At 31.0% G+C, this 25,584-nt stretch carries 21 protein-coding genes; 14 read left to right on the top strand and 7 right to left on the bottom strand.

Annotation, left to right across the window (positions count from 1 at the left end):
* Nucleotides 1–43: 43 nt before the first annotated feature.
* Nucleotides 44–445, bottom strand: coding sequence for a heavy-metal-associated domain-containing protein (locus BT151_RS02440; protein WP_072400169.1), 402 nt, complete (start codon nucleotides 443–445; stop codon nucleotides 44–46).
* 100 nt (nucleotides 446–545) lie between these two features.
* On the opposite strand from BT151_RS02440, the gene BT151_RS02435 reads away from it, so the two are divergent.
* Nucleotides 546–1,424, top strand: a complete 879-nt coding sequence (locus tag BT151_RS02435) for a DMT family transporter (RefSeq protein WP_072400168.1) — start codon at nucleotides 546–548, stop codon at nucleotides 1,422–1,424.
* 55 nt (nucleotides 1,425–1,479) lie between these two features.
* Here the strand turns inward: BT151_RS02435 and BT151_RS02430 are convergent, their stop codons facing one another.
* Together BT151_RS02430 and BT151_RS02425 are read right to left on the bottom strand one after the other, a co-directional pair.
* Nucleotides 1,480–3,531 (bottom strand): M16 family metallopeptidase, encoded by a 2,052-nt coding sequence (locus BT151_RS02430; RefSeq protein WP_072400972.1) that lies wholly within the window; start codon nucleotides 3,529–3,531, stop codon nucleotides 1,480–1,482.
* 19 nt (nucleotides 3,532–3,550) lie between these two features.
* Nucleotides 3,551–4,867 (bottom strand): M16 family metallopeptidase, encoded by a 1,317-nt coding sequence (locus BT151_RS02425; RefSeq protein WP_072400167.1) that lies wholly within the window; start codon nucleotides 4,865–4,867, stop codon nucleotides 3,551–3,553.
* A gap of 184 nt (nucleotides 4,868–5,051) precedes the next feature.
* Between BT151_RS02425 and BT151_RS02420 the strand changes: the two genes are divergently transcribed.
* From BT151_RS02420 to BT151_RS02400, 5 genes are all read left to right on the top strand, one after another.
* Nucleotides 5,052–5,504 carry a DUF4199 domain-containing protein gene (locus BT151_RS02420; RefSeq protein ID WP_072400971.1) on the top strand — a complete coding sequence of 151 codons (453 nt, stop codon included), beginning with the start codon at nucleotides 5,052–5,054 and terminating at the stop codon, nucleotides 5,502–5,504.
* Nucleotides 5,505–5,581: 77 nt separating this feature from the next.
* Nucleotides 5,582–6,256, top strand: a complete 675-nt coding sequence (rplU, locus tag BT151_RS02415) for a 50S ribosomal protein L21 (RefSeq protein WP_072400166.1) — start codon at nucleotides 5,582–5,584, stop codon at nucleotides 6,254–6,256.
* Nucleotides 6,257–6,297: 41 nt separating this feature from the next.
* Nucleotides 6,298–6,558 carry a 50S ribosomal protein L27 gene (gene rpmA / locus BT151_RS02410; protein WP_072400165.1) on the top strand — a complete coding sequence of 87 codons (261 nt, stop codon included), beginning with the start codon at nucleotides 6,298–6,300 and terminating at the stop codon, nucleotides 6,556–6,558.
* 220 nt (nucleotides 6,559–6,778) lie between these two features.
* Nucleotides 6,779–9,637 (top strand): TonB-dependent receptor, encoded by a 2,859-nt coding sequence (locus tag BT151_RS02405; protein WP_084647843.1) that lies wholly within the window; start codon nucleotides 6,779–6,781, stop codon nucleotides 9,635–9,637.
* Between the two features lie 9 nt (nucleotides 9,638–9,646).
* Nucleotides 9,647–10,666 (top strand): phytase, encoded by a 1,020-nt coding sequence (locus tag BT151_RS02400; protein WP_072400163.1) that lies wholly within the window; start codon nucleotides 9,647–9,649, stop codon nucleotides 10,664–10,666.
* Nucleotides 10,667–10,675: 9 nt separating this feature from the next.
* Here the strand turns inward: BT151_RS02400 and tamL are convergent, their stop codons facing one another.
* The 3 genes from tamL to BT151_RS02385 form a co-directional block, all read right to left on the bottom strand.
* Complete coding sequence (gene tamL / locus BT151_RS02395; RefSeq protein WP_072400162.1) at nucleotides 10,676–12,943, bottom strand: translocation and assembly module lipoprotein TamL; 2,268 nt, start codon at nucleotides 12,941–12,943, stop codon at nucleotides 10,676–10,678.
* A gap of 14 nt (nucleotides 12,944–12,957) precedes the next feature.
* Nucleotides 12,958–18,060: a translocation/assembly module TamB domain-containing protein gene (locus tag BT151_RS02390; protein ID WP_245794695.1), complete on the bottom strand. Its 5,103-nt coding sequence runs from the start codon at nucleotides 18,058–18,060 to the stop codon at nucleotides 12,958–12,960.
* 118 nt (nucleotides 18,061–18,178) lie between these two features.
* Nucleotides 18,179–18,652: a DUF1569 domain-containing protein gene (locus BT151_RS02385; RefSeq protein ID WP_072400161.1), complete on the bottom strand. Its 474-nt coding sequence runs from the start codon at nucleotides 18,650–18,652 to the stop codon at nucleotides 18,179–18,181.
* Nucleotides 18,653–18,745: 93 nt separating this feature from the next.
* On the opposite strand from BT151_RS02385, the gene BT151_RS02380 reads away from it, so the two are divergent.
* Nucleotides 18,746–19,015: a hypothetical protein gene (locus tag BT151_RS02380; protein WP_143144239.1), complete on the top strand. Its 270-nt coding sequence runs from the start codon at nucleotides 18,746–18,748 to the stop codon at nucleotides 19,013–19,015.
* Nucleotides 19,016–19,196: 181 nt separating this feature from the next.
* Here the strand turns inward: BT151_RS02380 and ahcY are convergent, their stop codons facing one another.
* Nucleotides 19,197–20,513 carry an adenosylhomocysteinase gene (gene ahcY / locus BT151_RS02375; protein ID WP_072400969.1) on the bottom strand — a complete coding sequence of 439 codons (1,317 nt, stop codon included), beginning with the start codon at nucleotides 20,511–20,513 and terminating at the stop codon, nucleotides 19,197–19,199.
* Nucleotides 20,514–20,644: 131 nt separating this feature from the next.
* Between ahcY and BT151_RS02370 the strand changes: the two genes are divergently transcribed.
* The 7 genes from BT151_RS02370 to arfB all read left to right on the top strand — a co-directional run bounded on the left by BT151_RS02370 (nucleotide 20,645) and on the right by arfB (nucleotide 25,468).
* Complete coding sequence (locus BT151_RS02370) at nucleotides 20,645–21,271, top strand: 4'-phosphopantetheinyl transferase family protein (protein WP_072400159.1); 627 nt, start codon at nucleotides 20,645–20,647, stop codon at nucleotides 21,269–21,271.
* Nucleotides 21,272–21,997 (top strand): phosphoglycerol geranylgeranyltransferase, encoded by a 726-nt coding sequence (locus BT151_RS02365; RefSeq protein ID WP_072400158.1) that lies wholly within the window; start codon nucleotides 21,272–21,274, stop codon nucleotides 21,995–21,997. It begins immediately after the preceding gene.
* A 107-nt stretch (nucleotides 21,998–22,104) separates the two neighbouring features.
* A complete protein-coding gene (locus BT151_RS02360; RefSeq protein ID WP_072400968.1) occupies nucleotides 22,105–22,365 on the top strand; it encodes a thiamine-binding protein in 261 nt (86 codons plus the stop codon).
* Nucleotides 22,349–22,981: a nicotinamide riboside transporter PnuC gene (pnuC, locus tag BT151_RS02355; protein ID WP_072400157.1), complete on the top strand. Its 633-nt coding sequence runs from the start codon at nucleotides 22,349–22,351 to the stop codon at nucleotides 22,979–22,981. The genes BT151_RS02360 and pnuC overlap by 17 nt, the downstream gene beginning before the upstream one ends.
* Nucleotides 22,942–23,508, top strand: coding sequence for an AAA family ATPase (locus BT151_RS02350; RefSeq protein WP_072400156.1), 567 nt, complete (start codon nucleotides 22,942–22,944; stop codon nucleotides 23,506–23,508). The genes pnuC and BT151_RS02350 overlap by 40 nt, the downstream gene beginning before the upstream one ends.
* A 2-nt stretch (nucleotides 23,509–23,510) precedes the next feature.
* Nucleotides 23,511–25,058 carry a DUF4301 family protein gene (locus BT151_RS02345; RefSeq protein WP_072400155.1) on the top strand — a complete coding sequence of 516 codons (1,548 nt, stop codon included), beginning with the start codon at nucleotides 23,511–23,513 and terminating at the stop codon, nucleotides 25,056–25,058.
* Complete coding sequence (gene arfB, locus BT151_RS02340) at nucleotides 25,058–25,468, top strand: alternative ribosome rescue aminoacyl-tRNA hydrolase ArfB (protein WP_072400154.1); 411 nt, start codon at nucleotides 25,058–25,060, stop codon at nucleotides 25,466–25,468. The genes BT151_RS02345 and arfB overlap by 1 nt, the downstream gene beginning before the upstream one ends.
* Nucleotides 25,469–25,584: the final 116 nt, after the last annotated feature.

Below are 25,584 nucleotides of genomic sequence, written 5' to 3'. Positions count from 1 at the left end.
TCTCATTTTGAGAAGCTTTTTTTATTTTTAGTATGACCTCAAATTAATGAACATTACTTTTTTTAGTTGAAAAATCCTCAACTGTTTTCATGTTGCTTACTTTGTAAATATCAGCAACGCTTGCAACCGTTTTTTCAAGTAAAGTAGGGTTTACTTTTGCTTCATTATATTCAACCATGGCTAATTTTTTATCAAAATCTACAGTTGCCGATTTTACGCCTTCCATTTTAGCAATCTTTTTTTCAATAGTAGCAGCACAACCAATAGCACAGGTCATACCATCAATAGTAAATTCTGCTTTAGCATAAGTTGCATTTGGGTCTAATTCTTTTACAGCTTCAGTTTCAACTTCAACCGTTTTAATTTCTGGTTTTACTTCGTTTTTACAACTTAAAGCAAAAGTTGAAATTAATACAAGAGCGAAAATATATTTAATACGTTTCATAGTATAAGTTTTTGTAATTTAATTGTTTACAAAACTAATAATAATTTAGGTCTATTTGTGTTAAAAAAACTTCACTTTTGCTGTGTAAAGGAAAGAGTTTATGTTTTTAGCTAATAAAAAATGGGTTTATCTTATTGTTTTGTCATTAATTTGGGGGAGTTCTTTCATTTTAATAAAGAAATCACTTTTAGGTTTAACACCTTTTCAATTAGGAGCATTAAGAAATATTATTACAGGACTTATTTTGTTTTCGCTTGGGTTTAATAAGCTAAAAACAATTAAAAAAAAAGAATGGAAATGGTTAATTCTTTCTGGTTTTCTTGGGTCTTTTATTCCGGCCTTTTTCTTTGCTATAGCAGAAACAGAAATAGATAGTGCTGTAGTTTCAATTTTAAACTCTTTAGTGCCTTTAAATACTATCCTATTAGGATTTGCTGTGTTTAATATAGTGTCAACAAAAAGACAAATTTTAGGTGTTGTTGTTGGCTTTATAGGTACAGCATTACTCATTTTAAAAGGAGCTGATTTAAATCCAAATCAAAATTATATGTATGCTGGATTTGTAATTTTATCAACTGTTATGTATGCTACGAATGTTAATATTATAAAACGTTATTTGCAAGATGTTAAACCCTTAACAATTGCTGTGGGAAATTATGCTGCTATATTTATTCCGGCGGTACTCGTTTTATTGTTTACAGATTTCTTTTCTAAATCAACATTTCAAAATCCTGAATTTAAAATGTCAATGCTTTATATTACTATTTTATCTTTTTTTGGTACAGCAATGGCAAAAATATTGTTTAATAAATTGGTGCATCTTTCTACGCCTGTTTTTGCGTCGTCGGTTACATATGTTATGCCTGTTGTTGCATTGATGTGGGGTTTTGTTGATGGTGAGGGTTTTAGTTTTTTACAAGGTGTTGCTTGTTTAATTATTTTGTTTGGAGTTTATTTATCGCATAAAAAAAAATCATAAAAAAAGCCGAAGTATAATAACTTCGGCTTTTTTAATTTAAATGTTAGATAGATTTTTAGTCAAAATCTACATCACTTACGCCTTCATTAACTTTAATTTCTTTTACTAAGAAATCTAATTTACGAGGTCCAAAACTTTGTCCTATTTTAAAAGGGAATTTTATTCCTGATACTTCTTGGTATTCTGTAAAGTATGTTGATACAGATCCTGTTGGAGCAGATTTAACTTCCATGATTTTTAGACCTGTTTCTACACTATAATAAATAGAAGTTTCATCACTCACTTTAATTTTATAAGCGTTTTGGCCTTCTATTTTTTCTATTTTTTCAAGAGAAACACCACCATTTAAATAGTTAACTTCTGGAAAAGGAGAAGACTCCACTTGAGCTTCTTTCAATTCATCGTCACTTAAATCTTTACGTTGTCCTTGCATTACCATGTAACCAGACTCGCCATCAACAACAGATTTCATTATAGACTGACCCATCGCAGTGATTTCTTGAAGCGCCTGATTTTTCACAGTTTTTTTCATTGCTAAATTCATCATTACACCAGGTTGTAACTCAGCTTCAGCTGTTATAAAAACAGAATTCACTTTATCTAATTTTTCTTTACCACCAATTGCCAAAATATACGCGTTAAGTACTTTGTCTGCACTCATATCTGCAGGCATTGGTATTTCGTAAGTTGGCTTTTCTACAGCGTTTGCATATACATCGTAATATTTAATTGGAATACCTGTTTTTTCAAGGTTTTCTAATACATCACTTCCTTTACCAACAACAACAACTCTTGCGTTTTCAGACTTGATATATTTATTGGCAACTCTATTTATGTCTTCAACAGTTACGTCGTTAATTTTTTGTAAATATGTTTCGTAAAAATCTTGTGGTAAGTTGTTAAGTTTGATATTAAGAGCATAATTTGCTACTGTTTGTGGACGCTCTAAGCCCATAATAAAATTACCAACATATTTAGCTTTTGCATCTTTAAGTGTTTGTGCATCTACAGGTTCTGTTTTAATACGATTAATTTCTTTTAGCGCTTGTACAACGGCACTATCTGTTACCATATTTCTTACTTTGGCTGTTGCTTCAAAACGCCCTGCGCCATATCTGTTTGCGCTCAAACTTGAATAAGCACCATAAGTATACCCGTGTTCTTCACGAAGGTTTTTAAATAAATAACCTTCGCCACCACCACCTAAGATGTTGTTTGTAATTAAAGAAGCATGATAATCTTCATCATTCATCTTTAAATCTACATTATTAGTAATGGAGATACTAGATTGAGATGCAGTTGGTAAATCGACAAAATTAATTTGAGTTGCTTCTATATTTGGGCTCACGGCAATTACTGCAGATTGTGTTTCTTTAGATTTTTCCCAAGCACTAAAATGTTTTTTAATTTGTTTTTTAATGGTTTTTAAATCAATATCTCCAATAACAACTAAATAAGCATTATTTGGATTAAAATATCTTTCGTAAAAAGCAACAGCATCAATAAAAGTTACATTATTAATAGTTTCTTCTGTTATAAATTCACCGTAAGGATGACTTGTTCCGTAAGATAGGGCGTCGCCTACACGATTGCCAATAGCATCAATGCTTTTTTCGTTAGATTTTAAATTTTCAAGAAGCTTTACTTTTTCTTTGTCAAATTCTTCTTCTGTTAATAAGGGATTTATAGCTGCATCAGCCATTAATTCTATAATACGATTTGAGTATTTAGATAATGAGCTAGCAAAACCACCACTAAAACCAAAATTAAGACTAGCTCCTAAAAAATCAATTTCTTCATTGAAATCATCTTTGGAAATTGATGTAGTTCCGTTGCCTAACATATTACCAATTAAGCTTTCTACACCAGCTTTTTTGCCAGTTGCAATTGGATTGTTATCTATACGTAATGAGTAAGAAACTCTAGGCAATTTATGGTTTTCAACAACAAGAACTTTAAGTCCATTTTTTAATTCAAACTCTTCTGGAGTTTCTAATGTAATCTTTGGAGCTGGACCTGCTTCTGGCTGTTTAGATCGGTCTATTTGTGCGTTAATACTTATGCTTACAAAAAACAATAGTATAAAGGCAAATAATTTAGTATTCATGATATATATTGTTTTCATCTTATTGCTCATCTTTTTTAGGTAAATATTCTATTTCTACGCGTTGATTTGGGCTTAAGTATTTTTTAGCTACAGCTTGAATGTCTTCTCTAGTAATTGATCTATAAATGTCAATTTCTTTATTTATTAGGTTTACATCGCCATATAATAAGTAGTATGTTGCTAACGAGCCAGCAATACCAGCAATACTTGAATTAGAATTTACGAATTGATTTTCAAATTGATTTAGAAGTTTTTGATGATCTCTTTCTGAAATTAATTCGTTTTGCATTTTAGTAATTTCTTCATCCATTTCAGATAGTAGAGTGTCTAAGGTTGTTTCACCTAAAGGCAAAGCAAATAAAGCAAAAACGCTATAATCCATTTGTCCTAGATTTACTGCTTGAACTTGTAGTGCTTCTTTTTGTTCGTCTACTAATTTTTTGTACAAAATAGAACTTTTACCACCACTTAAATAAGAAGAGATCATGTCTAGAATATATGCATCACGTGTTCCAAAACCTGGGGTTCTATATGCCGCAAGAATTGCAGGAATTTGAATATTTTTATCATAAGCTATAGCCTCTTTAGTCTCAGTAATAGGAGTTTCTTTAGGAAAATTTCTAACTACCTCTGGTCCCTTTTTTACTTCATTAAAATAATCGCCAACCATTTTTTTGGTTTTGGCAATGTCTAAGTCTCCTGCAACAATTAATACGGCATTATTTGGACCATAATAAGATTTAAAGTAAGTATTAAACTCTTCTAAGGTAGCAGCATCTAAATGCTCTAGGTAACCAATATTAGGGTCTTTATAAGGGTGTACTTCAAAAACATTGGATCCAATGGCTTCTAATAAACCTCCATAAGGCCTGTCATAACGTTGGCGTTTTTCTTCTTTTACAACCTCGTTTTGAGTGTCAACTCCAACTTGGTCAATAACAGGGTGTAGCATACGCTCAGACTCTAACCATAATCCTAATTCTAATTTATTAGAAGGGAAAATCTCATAATAATATGTTCTGTCTTGAGAAGTATTAGCGTTAAAAGTACCTCCATTTGCAGGAATAATTTTCATAAATTCCCCACGCTCAATATTTTCTGAGCCTTCAAATAGAAGATGTTCAAAAAAGTGAGCAAACCCAGTACGAGATCTATCTCCATCCTTTCCCCCAACATTATACATAACAGATGTTATAACAACAGGAGCCGTGTTGTCTTGATGAAGAATAACATGTAATCCGTTGTCTAGATCAAATTCTTCAAATTTTACTTCTTGAGCATTAACTGAAAAACCAGCTAAAGCCATTGAAGCGAATAAAAATAGTCTTTTTTTCATTTTGAGTTTTTGTTTGTATTGTTTCTTATAGTAAAGTATGTCTGTATTTTTAAAAAAAGTTACAGTTTCTCAAAAATAATAAATCATATGGCTTTTTTTAGCTTGTTTGTCGGAAATTTATGATTTAATTATTTTAAGTCATTTTTTTTTACGAAATTTAAATGAATTAATTCAACCTATTATTATGAATAAAATATCTCTTCCTATTCGTTTTGGTTTGGTTACTAGCGCCGTTTTAATAGCCTATTTTTTAGTTTTAGCACTATTCCATAAACACACTAATCCAGCATTTAGTTTTTTTAATGCCTTAATAACAGCTTTTGGGATTTATGAAGCCATACGTTTTAAAAAGCTTGAAAATTCTGATGATTTCTCTTATGGTGAAGGTTTTAAAACAGGACTCATTACAGGTACTGTTGCTACTTTGTTATTTACTATTTTCTTTTTGTTTTATGCTACCGAATTTAATCCAAATTTTTTGCCAGAATTACTTAAATTAATGAATGGTGGTTTGGGTGCAGATGTAGGTTTGGTAACTTTTGTAGTGGCTATAATGGGGTTTGCAACAACAGTGGTTTCAACACTAACAGTAATGCAACTTTTTAAAAAAAGCGGAAATATTCCTCAAAAACAATAAAACGTTTGTAGATTAATTAATTAGCAGTATATTTGCACTCATTTTTTGAACAAATTAATTAATAAAAACGTTACGCTATGTACGCAATTGTAGAGATAGCAGGGCAACAATTTAAAGTTGTTAAAGATCAAAGAGTTTTTGTTAACCGTTTACAAACTGAAGAAGGTAAGAAAGTTTCTTTCGATAACGTTCTTCTTTTAGGAGATGGTGATACAATAACTGTTGGCGCCCCAGCTATAGACGGAGCTCAAGTAGGAGCAAAAGTCTTAAAGCACCTTAAAGGTGATAAAGTTATAGTTTTCAAAAAGAAAAGACGTAAAGGTTACCGTGTTAAAAATGGTCACCGTCAATCTTTAACGGAAATTGTAATTGAAAGTATTGCTGCTTCTGGAGCTAAAAAAGCTGCCCCAGTAAAAGCAGAGAAAAAAGCAGAACCAAAAGTTGAAGCTCCTAAAGCTGAAGCAAAGAAAGCTGCTCCAAAAAAATCAGCTGCAAAAGCAGATGATTTAAAAAAAATTGAAGGTGCTGGACCAAAAGCTGCTGAAGCATTAGTAGCTGCAGGTATAGATACTTTCGCTAAAGTTGCAAAAACAGATGCTGCTAAGTTAAGTGAAATCTTAACAGAAGCAAGCTCTAGATTAGCACACTTAGTAACTGATACTTGGCCAAAGCAAGCGCAATTAGCTGCTGATGGTAAATGGGATGAGTTAAAAGAATTACAAGACAGATTAGATGGTGGCGTAGAAAAATAATTCTACAACACTTAATATTAACAATATAAAAACTTAAGACAATGGCTCACAAAAAAGGAGTAGGTAGTTCTAAGAATGGTAGAGAATCAGAATCAAAACGTTTAGGCGTTAAGATTTTTGGTGGACAAGCTGCCTTAGCTGGAAATATCATCGTAAGACAAAGAGGTAATACACATCACCCAGGTGAGAATGTATATTCTTCAAAAGATCACACTTTACACGCTTATGTTGATGGTGTTGTAAAATTCACAAAGAAAAAAGATAACAAATCTTATGTTTCTATTGAGCCTTTTGAGGCTTAAGAAATAATTTTCTTAACAAGAATAAAAACCCTTTCTGTTTCCAGAAAGGGTTTTTTTATGGAATTAAATAAAATGTGATCTAAAGTTTTATTTAATGTTAAGTAAGTTTAAAATCTAAGTATTTTTAGTTAATAGATAACCTTAATTTAAAAAGTACTTAAAACGCTTCATTTATACGTTTTGTTATTTAGTGTTTACATAACTAATCAACAAAATAACAATGAAAAACCACTACGTAATTTTATTCTTTGCCTTAATGTTTTCATCTTTTGTATTCTCACAAAACGGAAATATTCAAGGTATTATAACCGATAATAATGGTATCACCGTTCCTGGAGCAACAGTTTTAATTGAACAACTTAAAAAAGGAGCAGTATCAGATTTTGATGGAAAATTCACCATTGTAGATATTCCAGAAGGAACTTATACGCTTTTAATTCAGTATTTGGGTTATTCCGATTATGAAGAAGAGGTTACTTTATCTGCTTCTCAAACAGCATTTGTTAATATTGTCTTAGCTTCTCAAAGCACAGAGTTAAATGAAGTTCAAATAACAGCATATAGTATTGGCGGGCAAGCACGAGCCTTAAATACTCAAAAAAACAAAACGAACATAACCAACATTGTGTCTACAGATCAAATTGGTAAATTTCCTGATGCAAATATTGGAGATGCTGTAAAACGTATTCCAGGAATTACAATGCAAGTAGATCAAGGAGAAGCTAGAAACATTATTGTTAGAGGTTTGTCTCCACAACTAAACTCTGTAACATTAAATGGGAGTAGAATTCCCTCAGCCGAAGGCGATAATAGAAATGTTCAAATGGATTTAATTCCATCAGATATGATTCAAACTATTGAGGTTAATAAGGCAGTAACTCCAGATATGGATGCCGATGCTCTTGGTGGTTCTGTAAACTTAATAACAAGAACCTCTCCACAAGGTTTTAGGTTATCTGCAACTGCAGGTTCTGGAGTTAATTACATTACAGATAAGAGAATTATTAACGGATCGCTTTTAGTAGGCGATAGATCTAATGACGGAAAATTTGGATGGATGCTTTCAGTGTCATTTAATGATAAAGATTTTGGAAGTGATAATATTGAAGCAGAATGGGAAGATGAATTTGAATATAATGCTAATGATGATGAAGATAACTTAGAGGAAGTAGACGTAAATCCATATGCAAAAACATTTGAAATTAGAGAGTATTTAGTGCAGCGTATACGTCGCAGTTTTTCAGCTAATTTTGACTATAAGTTTAACGACAATAATAATATTTATTTCAAATCTATCTATAACTGGAGAGATGACCGTGAAAACCGATTTCGTTTAGAACATGAAATTTTAGATGGAGAAGATATTGAGCCAGGAGATTTTACTGTGGATGAAAATGGAAATTTAACCTCATTTCCTGTAGAAGTAAAAAGACAATCAAAAGGAGGTGTTGATAATAACCGTAACAAAAACAGGCGTTTAGAAGATCAACGTATGTTTAATTTCAGTTTAGGTGGTGAGCACTTGGTTAATGCTTTACAAATAGACTGGATGGCATCTTTTGCAAAAGCATCAGAAGAGCGTTTAAACGAGCGTTATTTAGAATATGAAAGTGAGTACGCTATTTCTTATAATAATGATTCTGAATATCCTTTATACACACCAGTAAGTGCAACAGATGCTGCTTATAATGATTTTGAATTTGGAGAATTAACTGAAGAAAATCAATATACAGAAGAAGAAGATTTTAATGTATTTGTGAATTTTAAATTACCATTAAACTTATTTAACCAAGAGGAAGGATTCTTAAAATTTGGTGCTCGTGCCAGATTTAAAAATAAAAATAGAGATAATAATTTTATGGAGTATTCTCCAGAAACCTCTGCTTTTAATCTTTTAGGAACTGTTCCTACTCGTGATTATTCAGATTCAGATTTTTTAGCAGGAAGCCAATACTTAGTTGGTTCTTTTGCAACTCCAGAATTTATTGGAAGTCTTAATTTAAATGATGCTTCACAGTTTGAAGGCGAAGATGTGCCAGACGAGTATTTAAGAGCAAATTTTGATGTAGAAGAAAATGTTTTTGCTGGTTATATAATGGCTAATCAAAAATTATCAGATAAGCTTAGTGCACTTTTTGGACTAAGAATTGAAACAACTAAAATTACAGCAACCGGGAACCAAATAGAAGATGAAGAGAATATTATTGGAGAAATTACAGAAGAGAGTTCTTATACAAATGTGCTTCCGGGTGTTCATTTTAAATATGACTTAACAGATGCCACAGTTTTAAGATTTGCTTGGACAAACACTTTAGCAAGGCCAAATTATGCAGATTTAGTTCCTACATTAGATGTTGTTTTAGGAGACGAAGAAATTTTTGTTGGAAATGCAGGTTTAGATCCAACAACATCTATGAATTTTGATTTAATGGCAGAGCATTATTTTAAAAGTATAGGAATCATTTCGGGAGGTGTATTTTATAAAAAAATAAATGACTTTGTTTACACATTTCAAACAGAAACCACTGATGATTCTTTTGGTACAGGTACTACAGGGTTTGATTTATTTCAACCATTAAATGGAGATGATGCTTCTGTATTAGGCTTTGAATTTGCTTTTCAACGTAAGTTAGATTTCTTACCTGGTTTTGCTAAAAACTTCAGTATTTATTTAAATTATACACATTTAAAATCTGATGCTAACGGTATTAGAAATGAAGATGGTGATGAGCGTACAGATTTAGATTTGCCAAATACAGCCCCAAACATGTTTAATGCCTCTTTAGGCTATGCAAGCAAAAGATTAAGTTTACGTTTGTCAAGTAATTTCTCTGATGCTTATGTTGATGAAATTGGAGGACGCGCTTTTGAAGATAGATATTATGATGAGCAATTTTTCTTAGATTTTAATGCCTCGTTTGCTTTTAATAAAGGTTTGAGTATTTATTTAGATTTAAATAATATTACCGATCAACCTTTGCGTTATTACCAAGGTGTTAAAAGCAGAACCATGCAAAGAGAATACTACGGAAGGCGTCTTACTTTTGGTTTAAAGTATGATTTATTTAAAAAGAATTAAAAATAAAACATGAATAAACTTAAAGTAAATATTGTTTTTGGAATTACCGTTTTGTTATTAGCCTGTGCTACCAAATTGCCAGAAATAGTTGCAGATGTTGTTACAGAAAAAACACCACACGATACAGATGATCCTGCTATTTGGATTAATAATAACAATCCAGAAGCAAGTATTGTTTTTGGTACCGATAAAGATGAGGTAAATGGCGGAGTGTATGCGTTTGATTTAGATGGAAAAATTATAAAGGAAAAAAGTATTACCAATATTAGCTATCCAAATAATGTTGATGTTGGATATAATTTTGCTTTAACCGATTCTACTTCAACGGATATTATGGTGTTTTCTGAAAGAGAAAAAAACCAAATACGATTATTTTCTGTTCCAGATATGAAGCCATTAGACAATGGTGGTTTTAAAGTTTTTACTGATGAAACTGATTTAGAAATGAAACGTCCAATGGGCGTTTCATTTTATAAAAATCCAGAAACTGGTGGTATTTCGGTTTTTGTAAGTAGAAAATTTGGACCAACACAAGGCTATTTATATCAATATGAATTGGTTTCAGATTCTTTGGGAGTACATACAAATTTACTAAGAAAATTAGGCGTTTTTAGCGGAAACAAAGAAATAGAAGCCATTGCTGTTGATGATGAAACAGGTGTTGTTTATTATGCAGATGAAGGCCATTGTATACGAAAATATCACGCAGATCCATCAAAGGGAGATAAAGAAATTTATTGTTTTGGAGGTGAATATTTTAGAGATGATATAGAGGGTATGGCTATTGCTAGATATCAAGATAAAGCTTTTTTAATAGTCTCCAATCAACAGCAACATACCTTTAATGTTTTTGATGTAGATACAAATGCTTTTATAAAAGAAATTAATTTAGGAACTCTGGAAACCGATGGTTGTGATGTTACTACTATAGCTTTAGGCGTTAAGTTTCCCAACGGATTATTTGTATCCATGAATGATGAAAAAGATTTCTTTTTTCATGATTTATCAAAGCTTAAATTGTTAGAGTAAAGAAATTTTTTAAAATGGATATCCTATAGCAAAATTCAAGATGGGGGAAGTAACATCAAAATTATAACCCTCATCTTTTGAAGGGTCATGAAATGGAGCTGCAAGATCTAGACGTATTACAAAACCTTGTAAGTCTAAACGAACACCAAACCCTGCGCCCATACCTAATTCATTTAAAAAATCTCCAGAAAACTTACTACCTGGTAAAGATGTGTTTTCTTTGGAATTCCAAACGTTACCAGCATCAGCAAATAAAGCACCATTAACAAAACCAAACAATGGAAACCTATATTCAATATTTGCTTCTAACCTAATATTCCCAGTCTGATCGAAAAAAGCACCATTGTTATCATCATCTGCATTATAAGTACCTGGGCCTAAAGAGCGTGTTTTAAATGCACGTACACTATAAGGACCGCCAGAAAAATATTGTTTAACATAGGGTATAACTTCCGAGTTGCCATACGCCAAACCATAACCAGCAAACAATCGCGTTGCTAATATTTGGTTTTTAGTTAATTTTAAGTGATAACGCACATCAATATCTGCTTTAGCATATTGAGCATATTGCAATCCTAAAAAAGTATTAGGTTCATTAGGTGCTTCTTCTTTATCTAAAAGACTAATACTATTACCAGCAATATCTATGGTGCTATTAAAAAACAGTTGATGCTTAGACTGTGTATCAACCATACCGTTATAAGTAAAAGAGTAGGTAAGTCCGGAAATAAATTTCTGGTCAAAACTACTTCTTAAAAAGGGATTTTCATTCAGTATCTGTTCAAATTCTGCTGTGGTATTAGAAAGTTGTGTGTAGTTAACAGATATAGGGTTTATTTCATGTGTGATAAATCTATTGGCATCCCATCTATAACCAAAAAGAGCTGTTGCAGAGATTAATTGGTAGAGTTTACTTCTGTTTAAATAATCTAAACTTAAAGACGTTTTTGTTTTAGGAATAGCATATTTAAAAAAATCTTCATTAATTTTAAAAGGAAAAATCATTCTAGGAAAAATAAGCTCACCTTTTAATCCTAATTCAGTACTACTTAATCCAGCATTCGCACCACTAGCTAATTGTGTTTCATAACCAACTTTTGCACTTATATTTAAAGTTTCTCCGCCTTTAAATAAATTCCTATTAGAAAAGGTTAATGCCAATACAGGGCCAGCAAAATTATTGGATTTTGTAATGCCTTGTAATTCAAATTTAATAGCACGTTTATTGAGTGGCGATAAATAAATATTGGTTTCCAAATACCCTAAACTATCTGTAAGTAATGAGTCTATTTCTTTATATTTTATATTAACAAATTTATAAGCTCCTATGGTAGATAATCGCCTTGCTGTATTTCTTGAAGTTTCAGCATTATAATATTGTCCTTTTTCAAGCGTAACAAAAGGAGACAAATGTTTAGGTTTAAAGAAAAGCTCTTTCTGTATAAAATTTTTATTTTCAAATTGTGTTATGCTCGTATTTATAGAATCTGTTTCTACACTATAGTTTGCATAAATATTAACTTTAGATAATTTATACGGCACTACAGCACGCTCGGGAACCTCTTTTTTTAATTTTAAAAATAAATCGAAGCGTTTATTTTTGTATTGATTGGTGTCTGCTTCAAAAATTAGAAAGCTTTCATTGAAATTATAATAGCCCTTTTTTTTAAGATTATTATCAATACGTAATCGCTCTAATTTCATATTAGAGAGATCAAATCGCATACCTTCTTTAAATTTTGTAGAGGCAACACTTTCTTTAATATCGTTATAAATTGGATAGGATAGTGTGTCTAAATTATAGCTTGCCATCGTGTAAGGCTTTGACGCTTTTACGGTATAAGTTATGGAAGCTTTTTTGTCTTTTTCAATAAATTCTGAATTTGCTTTACTGTAAAAAAAGCCTCTATTTTCTAATCTGTTTATTAAAATTTCTTCTACTTGGGATGGTTCAACATCACTTTGATAAACAGGTTTTTCATTAAAGCGCTTGTACAGCCATTTATTAATAAAACCTGGTTTTTCTTTCTGATTTTTATAGTAAAAATATAAACCAGGATACATGCCTAAAAATTTACTATTTGGTTCTGGTTGTAATACGTTTTCAAGTTCGTCTTTTAAAAGGCTTTTGTTTTTTAGAATAGAGTCCATTTCTAAAGACACTTTTGCACCTGTGTAAAGGCGGTCGTTTTCTGGTATGTATTTATTTATACTACATCCAAAAAAAAGACTAACACAAAAAAATATTAAAACTATATGCTTCAATTTATATCTCAAGGTAAAAATTCTATTTAATTAGTTTTCTTTTTATCTAAGCTTTTGCTTACGTTCTCTTCTTTCTGTTCTTGTGATTCTTCGACTGATTTTGCTTTTTCCTCTTGTTGTTCTTCTTTAAGAGTTTTGCCTTTAAACATAGCATCCCAGAGTTCATTAAATTTATTAAACTCTTGAGTAAATATTAATGCAATACCCGTAGCAATGGTTTGTCCGTCTATTACATTTTCAAATTCATTTCTTCTAAAACCTCTAATTTTATAACGACCATCTTCTGTAAGAAGGTATTCCAAACTCACATTCCCAATTAAAGGAGTAGGTTCGTTAGTTGAGCTACTGCCTTGTATATCTACTTCACTACCTACACGAACAACCAAACGGTCATTAAACAATTTTTTTTGTGCAGCAATATCCAATTGCGTTCTGTCCTGTGGAGCATTACCTTGATAGTCTGTATAACTATCTAAACCAAAATCTAATTCAAAACCTGTTTTTCCTAATAATTTATCAGAAAACGTATTAAGTTGATCTGAAACTGCATCATTTAAATTATCTCTTGCCATAGAAGCAAAACCTCCAGAACTACCATCACTTCCTGAATCTGGATAAAAACGATTTAAGACTAATAATGAAAACACTTGTTTGTTTAATTCATCATCTTGTTGATTTATTTGTTGTACACGACCATAAACTTGACCACCTATAGAGCCTTGTTCGTCTTCTGGCATATCAAGATTGAAGGAAATTTTTGGAGCCATAAGCTCGCCATCTATATTTAGATATACGTAAAAAGGTAATACTTGTTTGTACTTGTTTTTAGCTGATGCATCAATACCAGAAGAAGCAGGAGCCATGAGTCCTGATGCTGAAGTTTCTATCTTATATGTAGCTCTCACATCTAATTTTGCATCAAACGGATTGCCAGACCAACTTACACGACTGCCTTCTGCTATCTCAAAACGACGATTAACAAGGTTGTATAAATTCATTTCGTAGTGGCCACTTGAAACATTATATACTCCAACAAGATTCATTTGTCCGTTTGGATTCATAGCAAAATTTAATTCACCTTCACCCGAAATTTTAAAATTATCACCTGTTTGCTCATCTATAATTATTGTTACGGCTGCTTCTTTACCAATATTGAGATTTGCTGTAATATCAAATCCTTTTAAAGTAGCTGTCTGCTCTTCTGTTTTTGTTAGAATGGCATTTGGGTTTTCTCGATTTACAAAAATAACAACACCATCTCGCTCTTCTACATTTACTTGCGCTGATGGTAAAACGTATGTTAAATCTGTTTGTGACCCTACATTAAGGGTCATATCGATTTTTGGTATTTGTAAGTCTCCAGTTATTTTAGCATCGGCATCAAATACACCTTTTCCGTAAAGAAATTCATTATCCTCTTTGGAGGCGTTTATAAAACTGAAATTATCAGCTTTTAAACTTAAATCGAAAGTAGGGTTTAAAAATGTTTCAGTGCCTACATTCCCAGATGCTACAAACGTATTATTACTTTCGTCAAGAATAGTAAAGTTGTTTAGTTTAAGACCATCATTATCTATATTTAATTTTTCATTTTTCAATGTAAATGCACTATTTAACATGGGTACTTCAAAATGAGCATTATTGAAATTTATATTTCCATTATATATGGGATTCACTGTTGTGCCATTTACTCCAAATTTCCCACTAAAGTTTCCATCAGTTCCTGTGATAAGTCCTTGCGAAAATCCTGTTAAAGCTTTCATTTTAAACTCATTAATGATTAAGTCTAAATTTAATTTGGCATCTTTTGTATCACTTGTATAATTGCCTTTAAGATCTAGATTAACATCACCATCTTTTAAAGAAGCATTTAGGTTATAGCTATTGCCACCAAGCGATTTTCCATCGACGCTTAATATTCCCATATCAACATCCATTAATGATAATTTAGAAATAGTAAGGTTTGCAAGGAAACCTGTATTATTGAAAGGTTCTTCTAGAATAAAATTCCCATTTAAATTTCCTGTAGCTAATTTTTTTTCTGGATTTAAATAATTAAAAAACTCACTTATTTTAAAATTAGCATAATTTAAAGCAATATGATTTTTCTCTATTGAGGGATCTTTGTCGGTTATTTGAATGGATTGATTGTTCTTGTTGATTTTGAAATTATTAAAAGCTAATTTCTTTTCCGTAATTATTATTTCGTTATCAGAAGGAATTATCCATTTAGATTTATTTAAAGTCAGATTTTCTGGTATTACATGAAAACGAAGACGTTCACTATCTCCCGTAATTTCAGCCTTTACATTCATCATTTCCTCTTCTTTATCATAAGCGATAAAATCAAGTGATAATTCATTATTCAATTGTTCCCCTTTTATAATGGAACGAGGAATAAATAATGGGCCTGCTTTGATTTGATTAAAACCTAAATCGAAAATAAATTTATCTTTATTTGTGTCTATGGACAGGGCAAGACCATCCATAATATAATCGCTATAATTAATTTTGGGAGCTGTAATGTTACCCTTTAATTTTCTTTCAGCTTCATCAAAATCTACCGAAATATTAACAGTATCTAGATCTTTAATATTTACCAGAAAGACATCAGTTAGTAAAGGAGCATCCACAATATCTCCTTTGAATTTTAATTTTACTGATTTGTTAAGTGAATCTGGTAACTTGTTTTCTCTATAAAAATAACTCAGAATATGATTTTTTAATGATTCACTAAAAGTTTTAGGATCTGTGTTAGATTCTAATTGCATATTCAATATTTTATTTGATACAGATACCGAAGTGGTATCACTTCGTATATGGGCTTTGGCATCCAAATCACCAATTAAATAGCTCTTATTATCATAAACCACAACACCATCATTAACATTAGCAGAGACATCATAACTGGTAGCATTACCTTTAAAATCTGCATAAAGTTTTAAGCCAGTCCTAATATCTCGATTCATTAAACCAAGTGCTTGTAAATTTGCACCTATCAAATCAAGTTCTAAATTAACTTTTGGAGCTATAGAATCTAATAAAACATTAGCAATAAGGTTTAAGTTGATGTTTTCATCTTTATATTTTGAAGTCACTTTTCCTTCACCATTTTCAATGTGGCCATTTAGTTTAAGGTTATTTATGGCGTAATTATTAAAATTAAAGCTATTAACGGTAGTCTCCAAATCTGCATTTAGCGAATTTAAGTTTTCCCCTTTACCACTAGCTTTAATAGAGGTTGTTAAATTACCTAGTTTTGGGTTTTTAAGAAGTTGTCCTATTTGATAATTGTTAATACTAATTTCTGTATTAAAAACTAGATTTTCTGAACTTGTAAAATCACCATTAATTGCAACAATACCTTGTTCGGTTTTTAGTTCACTATTTGTTTCTATAGAATTTTCATTACCATTTATAGAGCCTATAAGCGATATGTTTTTGGGAAGATTTATAGATTGCGAATCTACTTCAATAAACTTAGCTACATCCTCATATATCGTGATGGCTTTAAAGCTTGGAATATTATATCTTAGTTTGTCTGGATTTGTTATGTTGAAAATAGTTCCGTTTGCAGAAATCTGTGTTGATTTTCCCCAAAGGACATTTAGTTTTGGAAATTTAATTTCAGATAAATTTCCTAAACCTTTTATATTGCCAGAAATGGCTTTGTTACTTAAAGTAACAAAAGTAGGGTTATTGCTTAAGTCTGGTTGAAAGGGAAATACATCATGAAGATCAAATCTAAAATCTGAAAGGTTGAGGCTAACTTTTGATTTTTCTGGAGCTTCAAAAAGAGCAGAAAGTGTTGGATATTGCATCTCCATTTTACCAGTAACATAATTTTGGTTTACTGCTAAACTAAACTGATTAATAATAAAATCTGTATCGGTAACATTTACATCTAGTTCAAACTCTTTAAGTTGATAACCAGAGGTTTCTTTGAAGCTTCCACTTTTTATAATTAAGCCAGCAGATTTATCTTTAATAAAAACAGATTCTCCTTTTAAACTAAAATTGTTCAGTTCAATGGTGTTAGCATTAAATATGTTTTTGTTAGACTTTTCATTATTTACAAAGTAGCCTAATTTGTTGTTCTCTAAATCTAAATTTTTTAATGCGACTCTTAGGTTTGGCCATTCAAATTTAATAATATCCTTTTCAATGTCTTTACTAACATTGTTTACAGATTCTGTTACAACATTATTTTTAGTTTGTGTGTAAAGTAGAATAGATGAATTTGAAAGTTTAAAAGCATCAATATTTATCGTGTTTTCAGATAGCTTTGCTGTAGGGATTTCAGCATAAAGATTAACAATATTAGCATCCATAGCGACATCATCTGCCAACGATTGATAATTCACTTTAACATTGTTAAGTGAAAATGTTTCAGCAGAAATTGAAGGTAAAAGAGAGCTTTCTTCATCAAGAATTTTAGTTACCGGTTTCTGTATATATTTAATTTTAGCATTTTTCAATTCTAAATTTGAAGCGTAAAACTCCATGCTTTCAAGATTAGTGGTTTCCATATCTAGCTTTAAATTCTCAAAAACAAAATGGCTATCTATACCTGTAACGTCATCGTTATAAACAACATCAAAATTTTTAAAATCTAGATTTTTTAAAATGAATTGCATTGCGGTTTCTGTGCTATCAATCGCAATATTTTTCTCTTGTGGAGAAGTAAAAGCATCAATTAAAAAGTTGAAATTAAAACTAGAAATGGTGTCCTTTCTCTTTATTTTAGCGACAACACCTTCCCAGTATAATGCATCCACACCAACACTATTGCCTCTAATTATATTTAAAAGAGCAATATTGGCTTCTAACGTTTTAGAATATATAAGGGTATCACCTTTTTTGTCTTCCAAATAAAGGCCATCTAACTGAAGAGAACCACTAAAAGTTAGAAATAATTTGTCTATTGATACTTCGGTCTTAGTTTTGTCAGAAATATAAGAAACAACTTGATCTTTTATAAGACTTTGCCCCCACGGACTTCTTATAAATAAGACTAATAGAATAAAAAGTATTACAAATGCCAATACAATTCGACCTACTATTTTTATAGCTCGATTCTTTTTATTTATTGAAATTTTATTTTCTTGTATGGGTTTAGTATTACTCAAGTTTTTACTTTAAAAGCAAAGTTACTAATAGTATAATGCCAAGTGTAATCCATATTATTAAATTGTTAGCTTTATTAATAATAAAAAAATCAAAAAATAAGTTTAATAGAAGTGTTTTTTATTTTTTTAAAATATCACTTATAATTTTTAAATGATGATGGGTGTGCATTTGCAAAAACCTCAAGGTTTGTTTTTTTGATAAATCACCAAAAATAAAATGCTTAAAATAAGCAGTTTTAGGTAGTTTGTTTAAATTTTCAATGTGAGTTCTAGCTGCATGTATTTGGCTTTTTATATCTTCAATTAAAATAATTTGTGGTGGCTGTACAACTTTTGGAGCTCGTACTTTACCTCTTGGAAAATAATTTATAGGGAATAAAACACTGCGCCAAAAATTGAATTTTCGTTTATAATTCTTTGGGTTGGAGTTTTCAGTCCATTCGCTAGTCATATTAAAAACTTTTAAAGCATGGTCTAATTGCCAACCTATTGTGGATTTAGAAACTGTAGTGTTTTCTTCATCAAATAGAGGTATATACGCTTCTAGTTTAGATATTTGCTTATTTAAAATGGCTATGCGTTTGCTGTTCATTACAAAATTTAATTGTAAAAGATATTAATTAAATCCGTAACTTTAATGAATTGCATCTGCAATAAAAAATTGTCTAACGTAAAATTAGATAGTATGCTACCATTTAGATCAGAAATTAGAAATTCCCCATCGCAACCAAGCATTAAGATTTACTTAAGTGATGAGTCTTTAGACGTTAAGATTAAAAATCATTTAGAACATTTTAATGAAATTGAGACTATAGAAATATGTGATTGTGTTGAGCAAAATAGAGCTAATGAAAGTATCACTGTTTTTTTAAAAGAAAATGTGGATATTGTTAAAATGAAAAATTCTATAGATTCTAGTTTGTGGTGGTATTTTGAGGAGGATATGGTGGATTGATTGTAATATTAATGCTGTACAAAAATAATTTAGTCATTTCGACAAAGGAGAAATCACACAAGTAGAATAATTAGAGCGATTGCTCTTTTGTTGAAATGATAAAAAAAATCCCAAACAGAAACTGCTTGGGATTTAAATATTTGATAAGATGCTGAAACAAGTTCAGCATGACGTTTAGGTTTTAATATCTGTAATACTCAGGTTTAAAAGGACCTTCTTGTTTTACACCAATGTATTTTGCTTGGTCTTCACGAAGTTCTGTTAACTCCACTCCAATTTTAGCTAAGTGTAATTTTGCTACTTTTTCATCAAGATGTTTAGGTAACATATATACATCGTTTTTGTAAGCATCAGTATTTGTCCAAAGCTCTAATTGTGCTAAAGTTTGGTTTGTGAACGAGTTACTCATTACAAAACTTGGGTGACCTGTAGCACAACCTAAGTTTACTAAACGACCTTCAGCAAGTATAATAATATCTTTTCCGTTAACGGTATATTTATCAACCTGTGGTTTAATTGTGTTTTTTGTATGACCGTGATTTTTGTTTAACCAAGCCATATCAATTTCATTATCAAAATGCCCAATGTTACAAATAATCGTTTTGTCTTTTACAGCTTCAAAATGTTTAGCTTGAACAATATCTTTATTTCCTGTTGTAGTGATTATAATATCTGCATTTGGAGCAATTGTTTCTAGTTTTTTAACTTCAAAACCATCCATAGCCGCTTGTAAAGCACAAATCGGGTCAATTTCCGTTACTGTAACAATACTTCCTGCTCCTTTAAAAGATGCTGCTGTACCTTTACCAACATCGCCATAACCACAAACAACAACACGTTTTCCTGCAAGCATAATATCGGTAGCACGACGAATCGCATCTACAGCACTTTCTTTACATCCGTATTTGTTATCGAATTTACTTTTTGTAACCGAATCGTTTACATTAATAGCAGGCATTGGTAATGTGCCATTTTTTACACGCTCGTAAAGTCTGTGAACTCCAGTTGTAGTTTCTTCACTTAAACCTTTAATTCCAGAAACCAATTCTGGATATTTATCTAAAACCATATTGGTTAAATCGCCACCATCATCAAGAATCATGTTAAGTGGTTGTCTGTCTTCACCAAAGAAAAGTGTTTGCTCAATACACCAATCAAATTCTTCTTCAGTCATATCTTTCCAAGCATAAACCGAAGTTCCAGCAGCAGCAATAGCAGCAGCAGCTTGATCTTGTGTTGAGAAAATGTTACAAGAACTCCAAGTTACTTCTGCACCTAAAGCTTGTAAAGTTTCAATTAAAACTGCTGTTTGAATAGTCATATGTAAACAACCTGCAATACGCGCACCTTTAAGTGGTTGAGAATTTCCGTATTCTTCACGTAAACTCATAAGTCCAGGCATTTCTGCCTCGGCTAATTCTATTTCTTTTCGTCCCCAATCTGCAAGAGATATATCTTTTACTTTGCTCTCTACGTAAGGAATTGTTTTTATACTCATATCAATTTTTCTTTTTGTTTTAATAACCAAACTTCGTTGTGATTAGCGCTTAAAATACTTAAATTCGCTTACCAAAACGTTTAATTTGTTTTAAGCAGTGCAAAGATAATCAATAACTTTCAGAATATTAAATGCCACTTTATAAAACCCTTGCTCCAAATTCACAAACTACTGTTAAAATCTGGAAGATTTCAGAATCTTATGATGATTTAATGTTGCCTATAAACTTAAAATCAGGAAGTTTAAAGCGGGTTTTAGGTATGAAAAGTGAATTGCATCAGCGCGGTTTTTTAAGTGTGAGGCATTTATTAGCTGCCTTTGGTTATGAGGATAACGATTTGTTTTATGACGAAAACGGTAAGCCTCATTTAAAAGATGGTAAACAAATATCAATTACACATTCGTTTAATTTTTCGGCAGTTATTGTAAGCGATTGTATTGTTGGAATCGATATTGAAAAACAACGTGATAAAATAACTGTTATAGCTCATAAATTTATTGATTATGAGTTTGATTATTTAAATGAAAATGATTCAATTTATATTAAAAAACTAACAACTATTTGGTGTGTTAAAGAGTCATTATACAAACTTTTTGCAACACCAGTGTTGAGTTTTAAACAGCATTGTTTAGTTATTCCTGTTTCAGATCATAAAGATGAAACTGTAGCTTGGATAGATTATGAAAATAAAAAATACCGATATAATATTCATTTTTTAGAATTTGAGGGCTTTACCTGTGCTTACGCCATTGCTTAAATGAAAGGAGTTTGTGAAAACATATTAGAAGCTGTTTCAAATGGTGAAAAACTATTGGCTATTTTAATTGATCCAGACAAATTTCATGTTGAAAATACAGCTAGTTTTATTAAAAAGGTAAATGCTTCTGTAGCAACTCATATTTTTGTTGGTGGAAGTATTGTTGAAGAAAATGTAACCGAAGCTTTAGTTGTTGAAATAAAAAAGCACACAAACTTACTCGTAATATTGTTTCCGGGAGATGTGTCGCAAATCACAAATAAAGCAGATGCAATATTGTTTTTATCACTAATTTCAGGACGAAATCCAGACTATTTAATTGGTAAGCATATTGATGCTGTTTCAAAATTAAGAAATTCTAATCTTGAAGTTATTCCAACAGGATATTTGTTAATTGAAAGCGGAAAAGTAACAGCGGTTGAAGAAGTTACAGAAACCAAGCCTTTGCCAAGAAATGAGATTCAACTCATAATTGATTCGGCTAAAGCTGGGGAATTATTAGGTATGCAATTTATGTATTTAGAAGCTGGTAGCGGAGCAAAGGAGCCATTAACACACGAGATAATTTCATTAGTAAAAAAAGAATTGAAAATTCCATTAATAGTTGGTGGTGGTATTAGAAGTAAGAATGAGTTAGAAAACACCTATAATTCTGGAGCAGATCTCGTTGTTATTGGTACAGCTTTTGAGGAAAATGAATCATTTTTTGATGATATAAGAAAATAATTGTCGTACTAAAAATGCTACCTTGAGCGAAGTTGAAAAGATTGTTTTTAGCATCACATAAAAAAATAAATATTTTCGCTTTTGCGGAAAAGAAACCAAATTTTGAAATGAAAATATCAGTAGAATTAACCTTAACACCATTACAAGACAATTACGAACCGGCAATTATTCATTTTATAAAAAAGTTAAGAGCTTCAGATTTAAAGGTTCTTGAAAATCCGTTAAGTACTCAAGTTTATGGTGATTATGATGCCGTTATGCAATTGCTAACTACAGAAATAAAGGAAGCTTTTGAACTTATTGAAAGAGGTTTGCTTTATATGAAAATTGTAAAATCCGACAGACACGATTATGAACCTCATTTTTGATTTTTTATTCGGGCAATATTCAGATTATGAAACTGTAGATATTATTCTAGAAATTGTTGCTGTCATTTTTGGATTTTTATCGGTTTGGTACTCAAAAAAGAATAACATTTTAGTATTCCCAACAGGTATGATTAGTACTGTTATTTTTGTTTACTTATTACTAAAATGGGGGTTGTTAGGAGATATGATGATAAATGCTTATTACTTCATAATGAGCGTTTATGGTTGGTATATTTGGACTAGAAAAGTTGATGAAACACATGTTACTCCCATTTCAAAAATAACGTTCAACGAAAAAAAGATAAGTATAGCTATATTTTTCGCTACTCTATTATTTGTTTATTTAGTTTACAATGCCTTTGAAAAATGGACTAGTTGGGTTGCTTATGTAGACACCATAACAACAGCAATATTTTTTGTTGGTATGTGGCTTATGGCAAAGCGAAAAATTGAGAATTGGATATTCTGGATTATTGGAGATATAATTTCAGTGCCATTGTATTTTTATAAAGGATTTACATTTACGAGTTTTCAATATTTAGGATTTACATTTATTGCCATTTTTGGTTATTTAGCATGGAAGAAAAATTTAAGCAAGAACCTTCAAACTGCGTAAAAATAGTTTTGTTTGGGCCTGAATCTACAGGAAAAACAACATTGTCACGACAATTGGCTCGATATTACAATTCAGTTTGGGTACCAGAATATGCGCGAGAATATCTCCAAAATAAATGGAATAACGAGCGTAATACATGCGAACCAGACGATTTGTTGCCTATTGCAAAAGGGCAAATGAAACTTGAAAATAAATTGGCTAAAAAAACAGATACTGTTTTAATTTGCGATACCGATTTATTAGAAACTAAAGTTTATTCCGAAACGTACTATTTAGGAAGTTGCGATCCAATTCTTGAAAAATATGCTTTAGAAAACACTTACGATTTATATTTTCTAACATATATTGATACACCTTGGGAAGCAGATGATTTGCGAGATAAACCAGAAAACAGGGAAGAGATGTTTGATGCTTTTCAAAAGGCTTTGATTGAAAATAATCGCCCTTATGTTTTGTTAAAAGGAGATAAAAAAATACGATTAGAAACGGCTGTGAAGCACATTGATGAATTATTAAAAAACAAGTAATTATGTTTACAGAAAAAGATATTCAGCAAATAGAAAATAAAGGAATTACTTTAAAGCAAGTTGAAGCCCAAGTTTCTCGTATTAAAAACGGAATGTCTTATTCCAATTTAATATCTGCAGCTACTATTGGAAGTGGTATTGAAAGCTACAATGAAAGCGAAACAGAAGATTTAATTAAAAGTTTTGAAGCGAAACAAAACCAATTAAATATTGTGAAATTTGTTCCAGCATCTGGTGCAGCTACTCGAATGTTTAAATTTTTATTTCAGTTTTTAAATAATTTTAATCCTGAAAAAGATACTATTGAGAGTTATGCAGAAAGACAAAATGATAAGCTTATAAAAATATTTATTTCTGGATTAGAAAAATTTCCGTTTTATGAAGAAGTTCTATCAAAAGCGCAAGCTATAAATCCAAATTTTGACAGTTTAAGTGAAAGCGAAGCGTATTATGAGCTAGTTAAAACCATTCTAAATGAAGATGGTTTAAATTATAGTTTTTTGCCAAAAGGGTTATTGCCATTTCACAAATATCCATCGGGAGCAAACACACCTTTTCAAGAGCATTTAATAGAATCAACTTTATATGCTTCATCTAAAGGTAAAGCTAATTTACATTTTACAGTTTCAGAAAAACATCACAGCTATTTTGATGCAGAATTGAAGAAGGTTAAAGATGCTGTAGAAAAAGAAACCAATACTGTTTTTGATGTTTCATACTCATATCAAAATGAAGCGACAGAAACTTTAGCTTTAACCACCAATAATGAAATTTTTAGAAATGAAGATGGCTCAATTCTATTTAGACCAGCAGGTCATGGCGCGTTATTAGAAAATTTAAACGACTTAAATAATGACATTATTTTTATAAAAAATGTGGATAATATTGTGGTTTTAGAATTAAACAAAAAAGTGTCTAATTATAAAAAACTTATTGCAGGCGTACTTGTAAATGCTCAAGAACAAGCTTTTGGTTATTTACGAGAATTAGATAATAAAGCGATTGAAGAAGTTAAACTTTTAGAAATAGCTTCATTTTTGTCAAGTAAAATGAATGTTGTTATTGATGATGGTTTTGATGATTTTACACAACCAGAAAAAAGAGTGTATTTAAAAGATAAGTTAAACAGGCCAATTCGTGTTTGTGGTATGGTGAAAAATGAAGGAGAACCTGGAGGCGGACCATTTTGGGTAAAAGACGAAGAAGGCAATACATCACTTCAAATAGTTGAGTTTGCCCAAATAGATATTGATAATTCAGCACAAGCGGATATTGTAAAAAATGCCACACATTTTAACCCAACAGATTTGGTTTGTGGCGTAAAGAATTATAAAGGTGAAAAATTCGATTTAATGAATTATGTAGATCCTGAAGCTGCTTTTATAACCATGAAAACACAAAACGGTATAGATATTCAAGCCTTAGAACTTCCAGGATTATGGAATGGTAGTATGGCGTATTGGAATTCTATTTTTGTTGAAATTCCATTAGAAACTTTTAATCCTGTAAAAACGGTTAACGATTTACTTAAACCCGTTCATCAAGCATAGTGAGATTTAACGTAGATGCTGTAATACAAGAACTAACTTTTAAAGCCATTAGAAGCTCGGGTGCTGGTGGGCAACACGTTAATAAAGTGTCTTCAAAAGTTGAGTTATCTTTTAATTTAAATGCATCAGAAGGTTTAACTGATTTTCAAAAGCAACGCATTCAAAGAAAACTTAAAAGCCGACTAACTAATGAAGGTGTTTTAATTTTGCAGTGTGGCGAAAGTAGAAGTCAGCATAAAAATAAAGAGCTCGTTATAAAACGATTTATAGAGCTAATTAAAGTATCGTTAATTGTTCCTAAAAAACGAATTCCTACTAAAGTGCCTAAATCAGTTATTAAAAAACGTTTAAAAAATAAACGTAACCTATCTGATAAAAAGGCAAATAGAAAAAAACCAGATATCGATTAAAAAAATTGCCAAATATCATTTGGTAAATATCAATTGTTTATATCTTTGCAGCGTTCTCAAAAAAGGGGTGCCTATTATCGGCTGAGATCATACCCATTGAACCTAGAACAGGTAAT

Origin of the sequence: Flaviramulus basaltis (assembly GCF_900114265.1) — a bacterium.
GTDB lineage: Bacteria > Bacteroidota > Bacteroidia > Flavobacteriales > Flavobacteriaceae > Flaviramulus > Flaviramulus basaltis.
Note: the sequence above shows the minus strand (reverse complement) of the source record. Positions and strands in the feature narration are given on the sequence as shown.

Excerpts from the sequence above, each read along its gene's own strand:
- BT151_RS02440 (WP_072400169.1), bottom strand. The coding sequence starts at position 445 with ATGAAACGTATTAAATATATTTTCGCTCTTGTATTAATTTCAACTTTT.
- BT151_RS02435 (WP_072400168.1), top strand. The coding sequence starts at position 546 with ATGTTTTTAGCTAATAAAAAATGGGTTTATCTTATTGTTTTGTCATTA.
- BT151_RS02430 (WP_072400972.1), bottom strand. The coding sequence starts at position 3,531 with ATGAATACTAAATTATTTGCCTTTATACTATTGTTTTTTGTAAGCATA.
- BT151_RS02425 (WP_072400167.1), bottom strand. The coding sequence starts at position 4,867 with ATGAAAAAAAGACTATTTTTATTCGCTTCAATGGCTTTAGCTGGTTTT.
- BT151_RS02420 (WP_072400971.1), top strand. The coding sequence starts at position 5,052 with ATGAATAAAATATCTCTTCCTATTCGTTTTGGTTTGGTTACTAGCGCC.
- rplU (WP_072400166.1), top strand. The coding sequence starts at position 5,582 with ATGTACGCAATTGTAGAGATAGCAGGGCAACAATTTAAAGTTGTTAAA.
- rpmA (WP_072400165.1), top strand. The coding sequence starts at position 6,298 with ATGGCTCACAAAAAAGGAGTAGGTAGTTCTAAGAATGGTAGAGAATCA.
- BT151_RS02405 (WP_084647843.1), top strand. The coding sequence starts at position 6,779 with ATGAAAAACCACTACGTAATTTTATTCTTTGCCTTAATGTTTTCATCT.
- BT151_RS02400 (WP_072400163.1), top strand. The coding sequence starts at position 9,647 with ATGAATAAACTTAAAGTAAATATTGTTTTTGGAATTACCGTTTTGTTA.
- BT151_RS02385 (WP_072400161.1), bottom strand. The coding sequence starts at position 18,652 with ATGAACAGCAAACGCATAGCCATTTTAAATAAGCAAATATCTAAACTA.
- BT151_RS02380 (WP_143144239.1), top strand. The coding sequence starts at position 18,746 with ATGCTACCATTTAGATCAGAAATTAGAAATTCCCCATCGCAACCAAGC.
- ahcY (WP_072400969.1), bottom strand. The coding sequence starts at position 20,513 with ATGAGTATAAAAACAATTCCTTACGTAGAGAGCAAAGTAAAAGATATA.
- BT151_RS02370 (WP_072400159.1), top strand. The coding sequence starts at position 20,645 with ATGCCACTTTATAAAACCCTTGCTCCAAATTCACAAACTACTGTTAAA.
- BT151_RS02365 (WP_072400158.1), top strand. The coding sequence starts at position 21,272 with ATGAAAGGAGTTTGTGAAAACATATTAGAAGCTGTTTCAAATGGTGAA.
- BT151_RS02360 (WP_072400968.1), top strand. The coding sequence starts at position 22,105 with ATGAAAATATCAGTAGAATTAACCTTAACACCATTACAAGACAATTAC.
- pnuC (WP_072400157.1), top strand. The coding sequence starts at position 22,349 with ATGAACCTCATTTTTGATTTTTTATTCGGGCAATATTCAGATTATGAA.
- BT151_RS02350 (WP_072400156.1), top strand. The coding sequence starts at position 22,942 with ATGGAAGAAAAATTTAAGCAAGAACCTTCAAACTGCGTAAAAATAGTT.
- BT151_RS02345 (WP_072400155.1), top strand. The coding sequence starts at position 23,511 with ATGTTTACAGAAAAAGATATTCAGCAAATAGAAAATAAAGGAATTACT.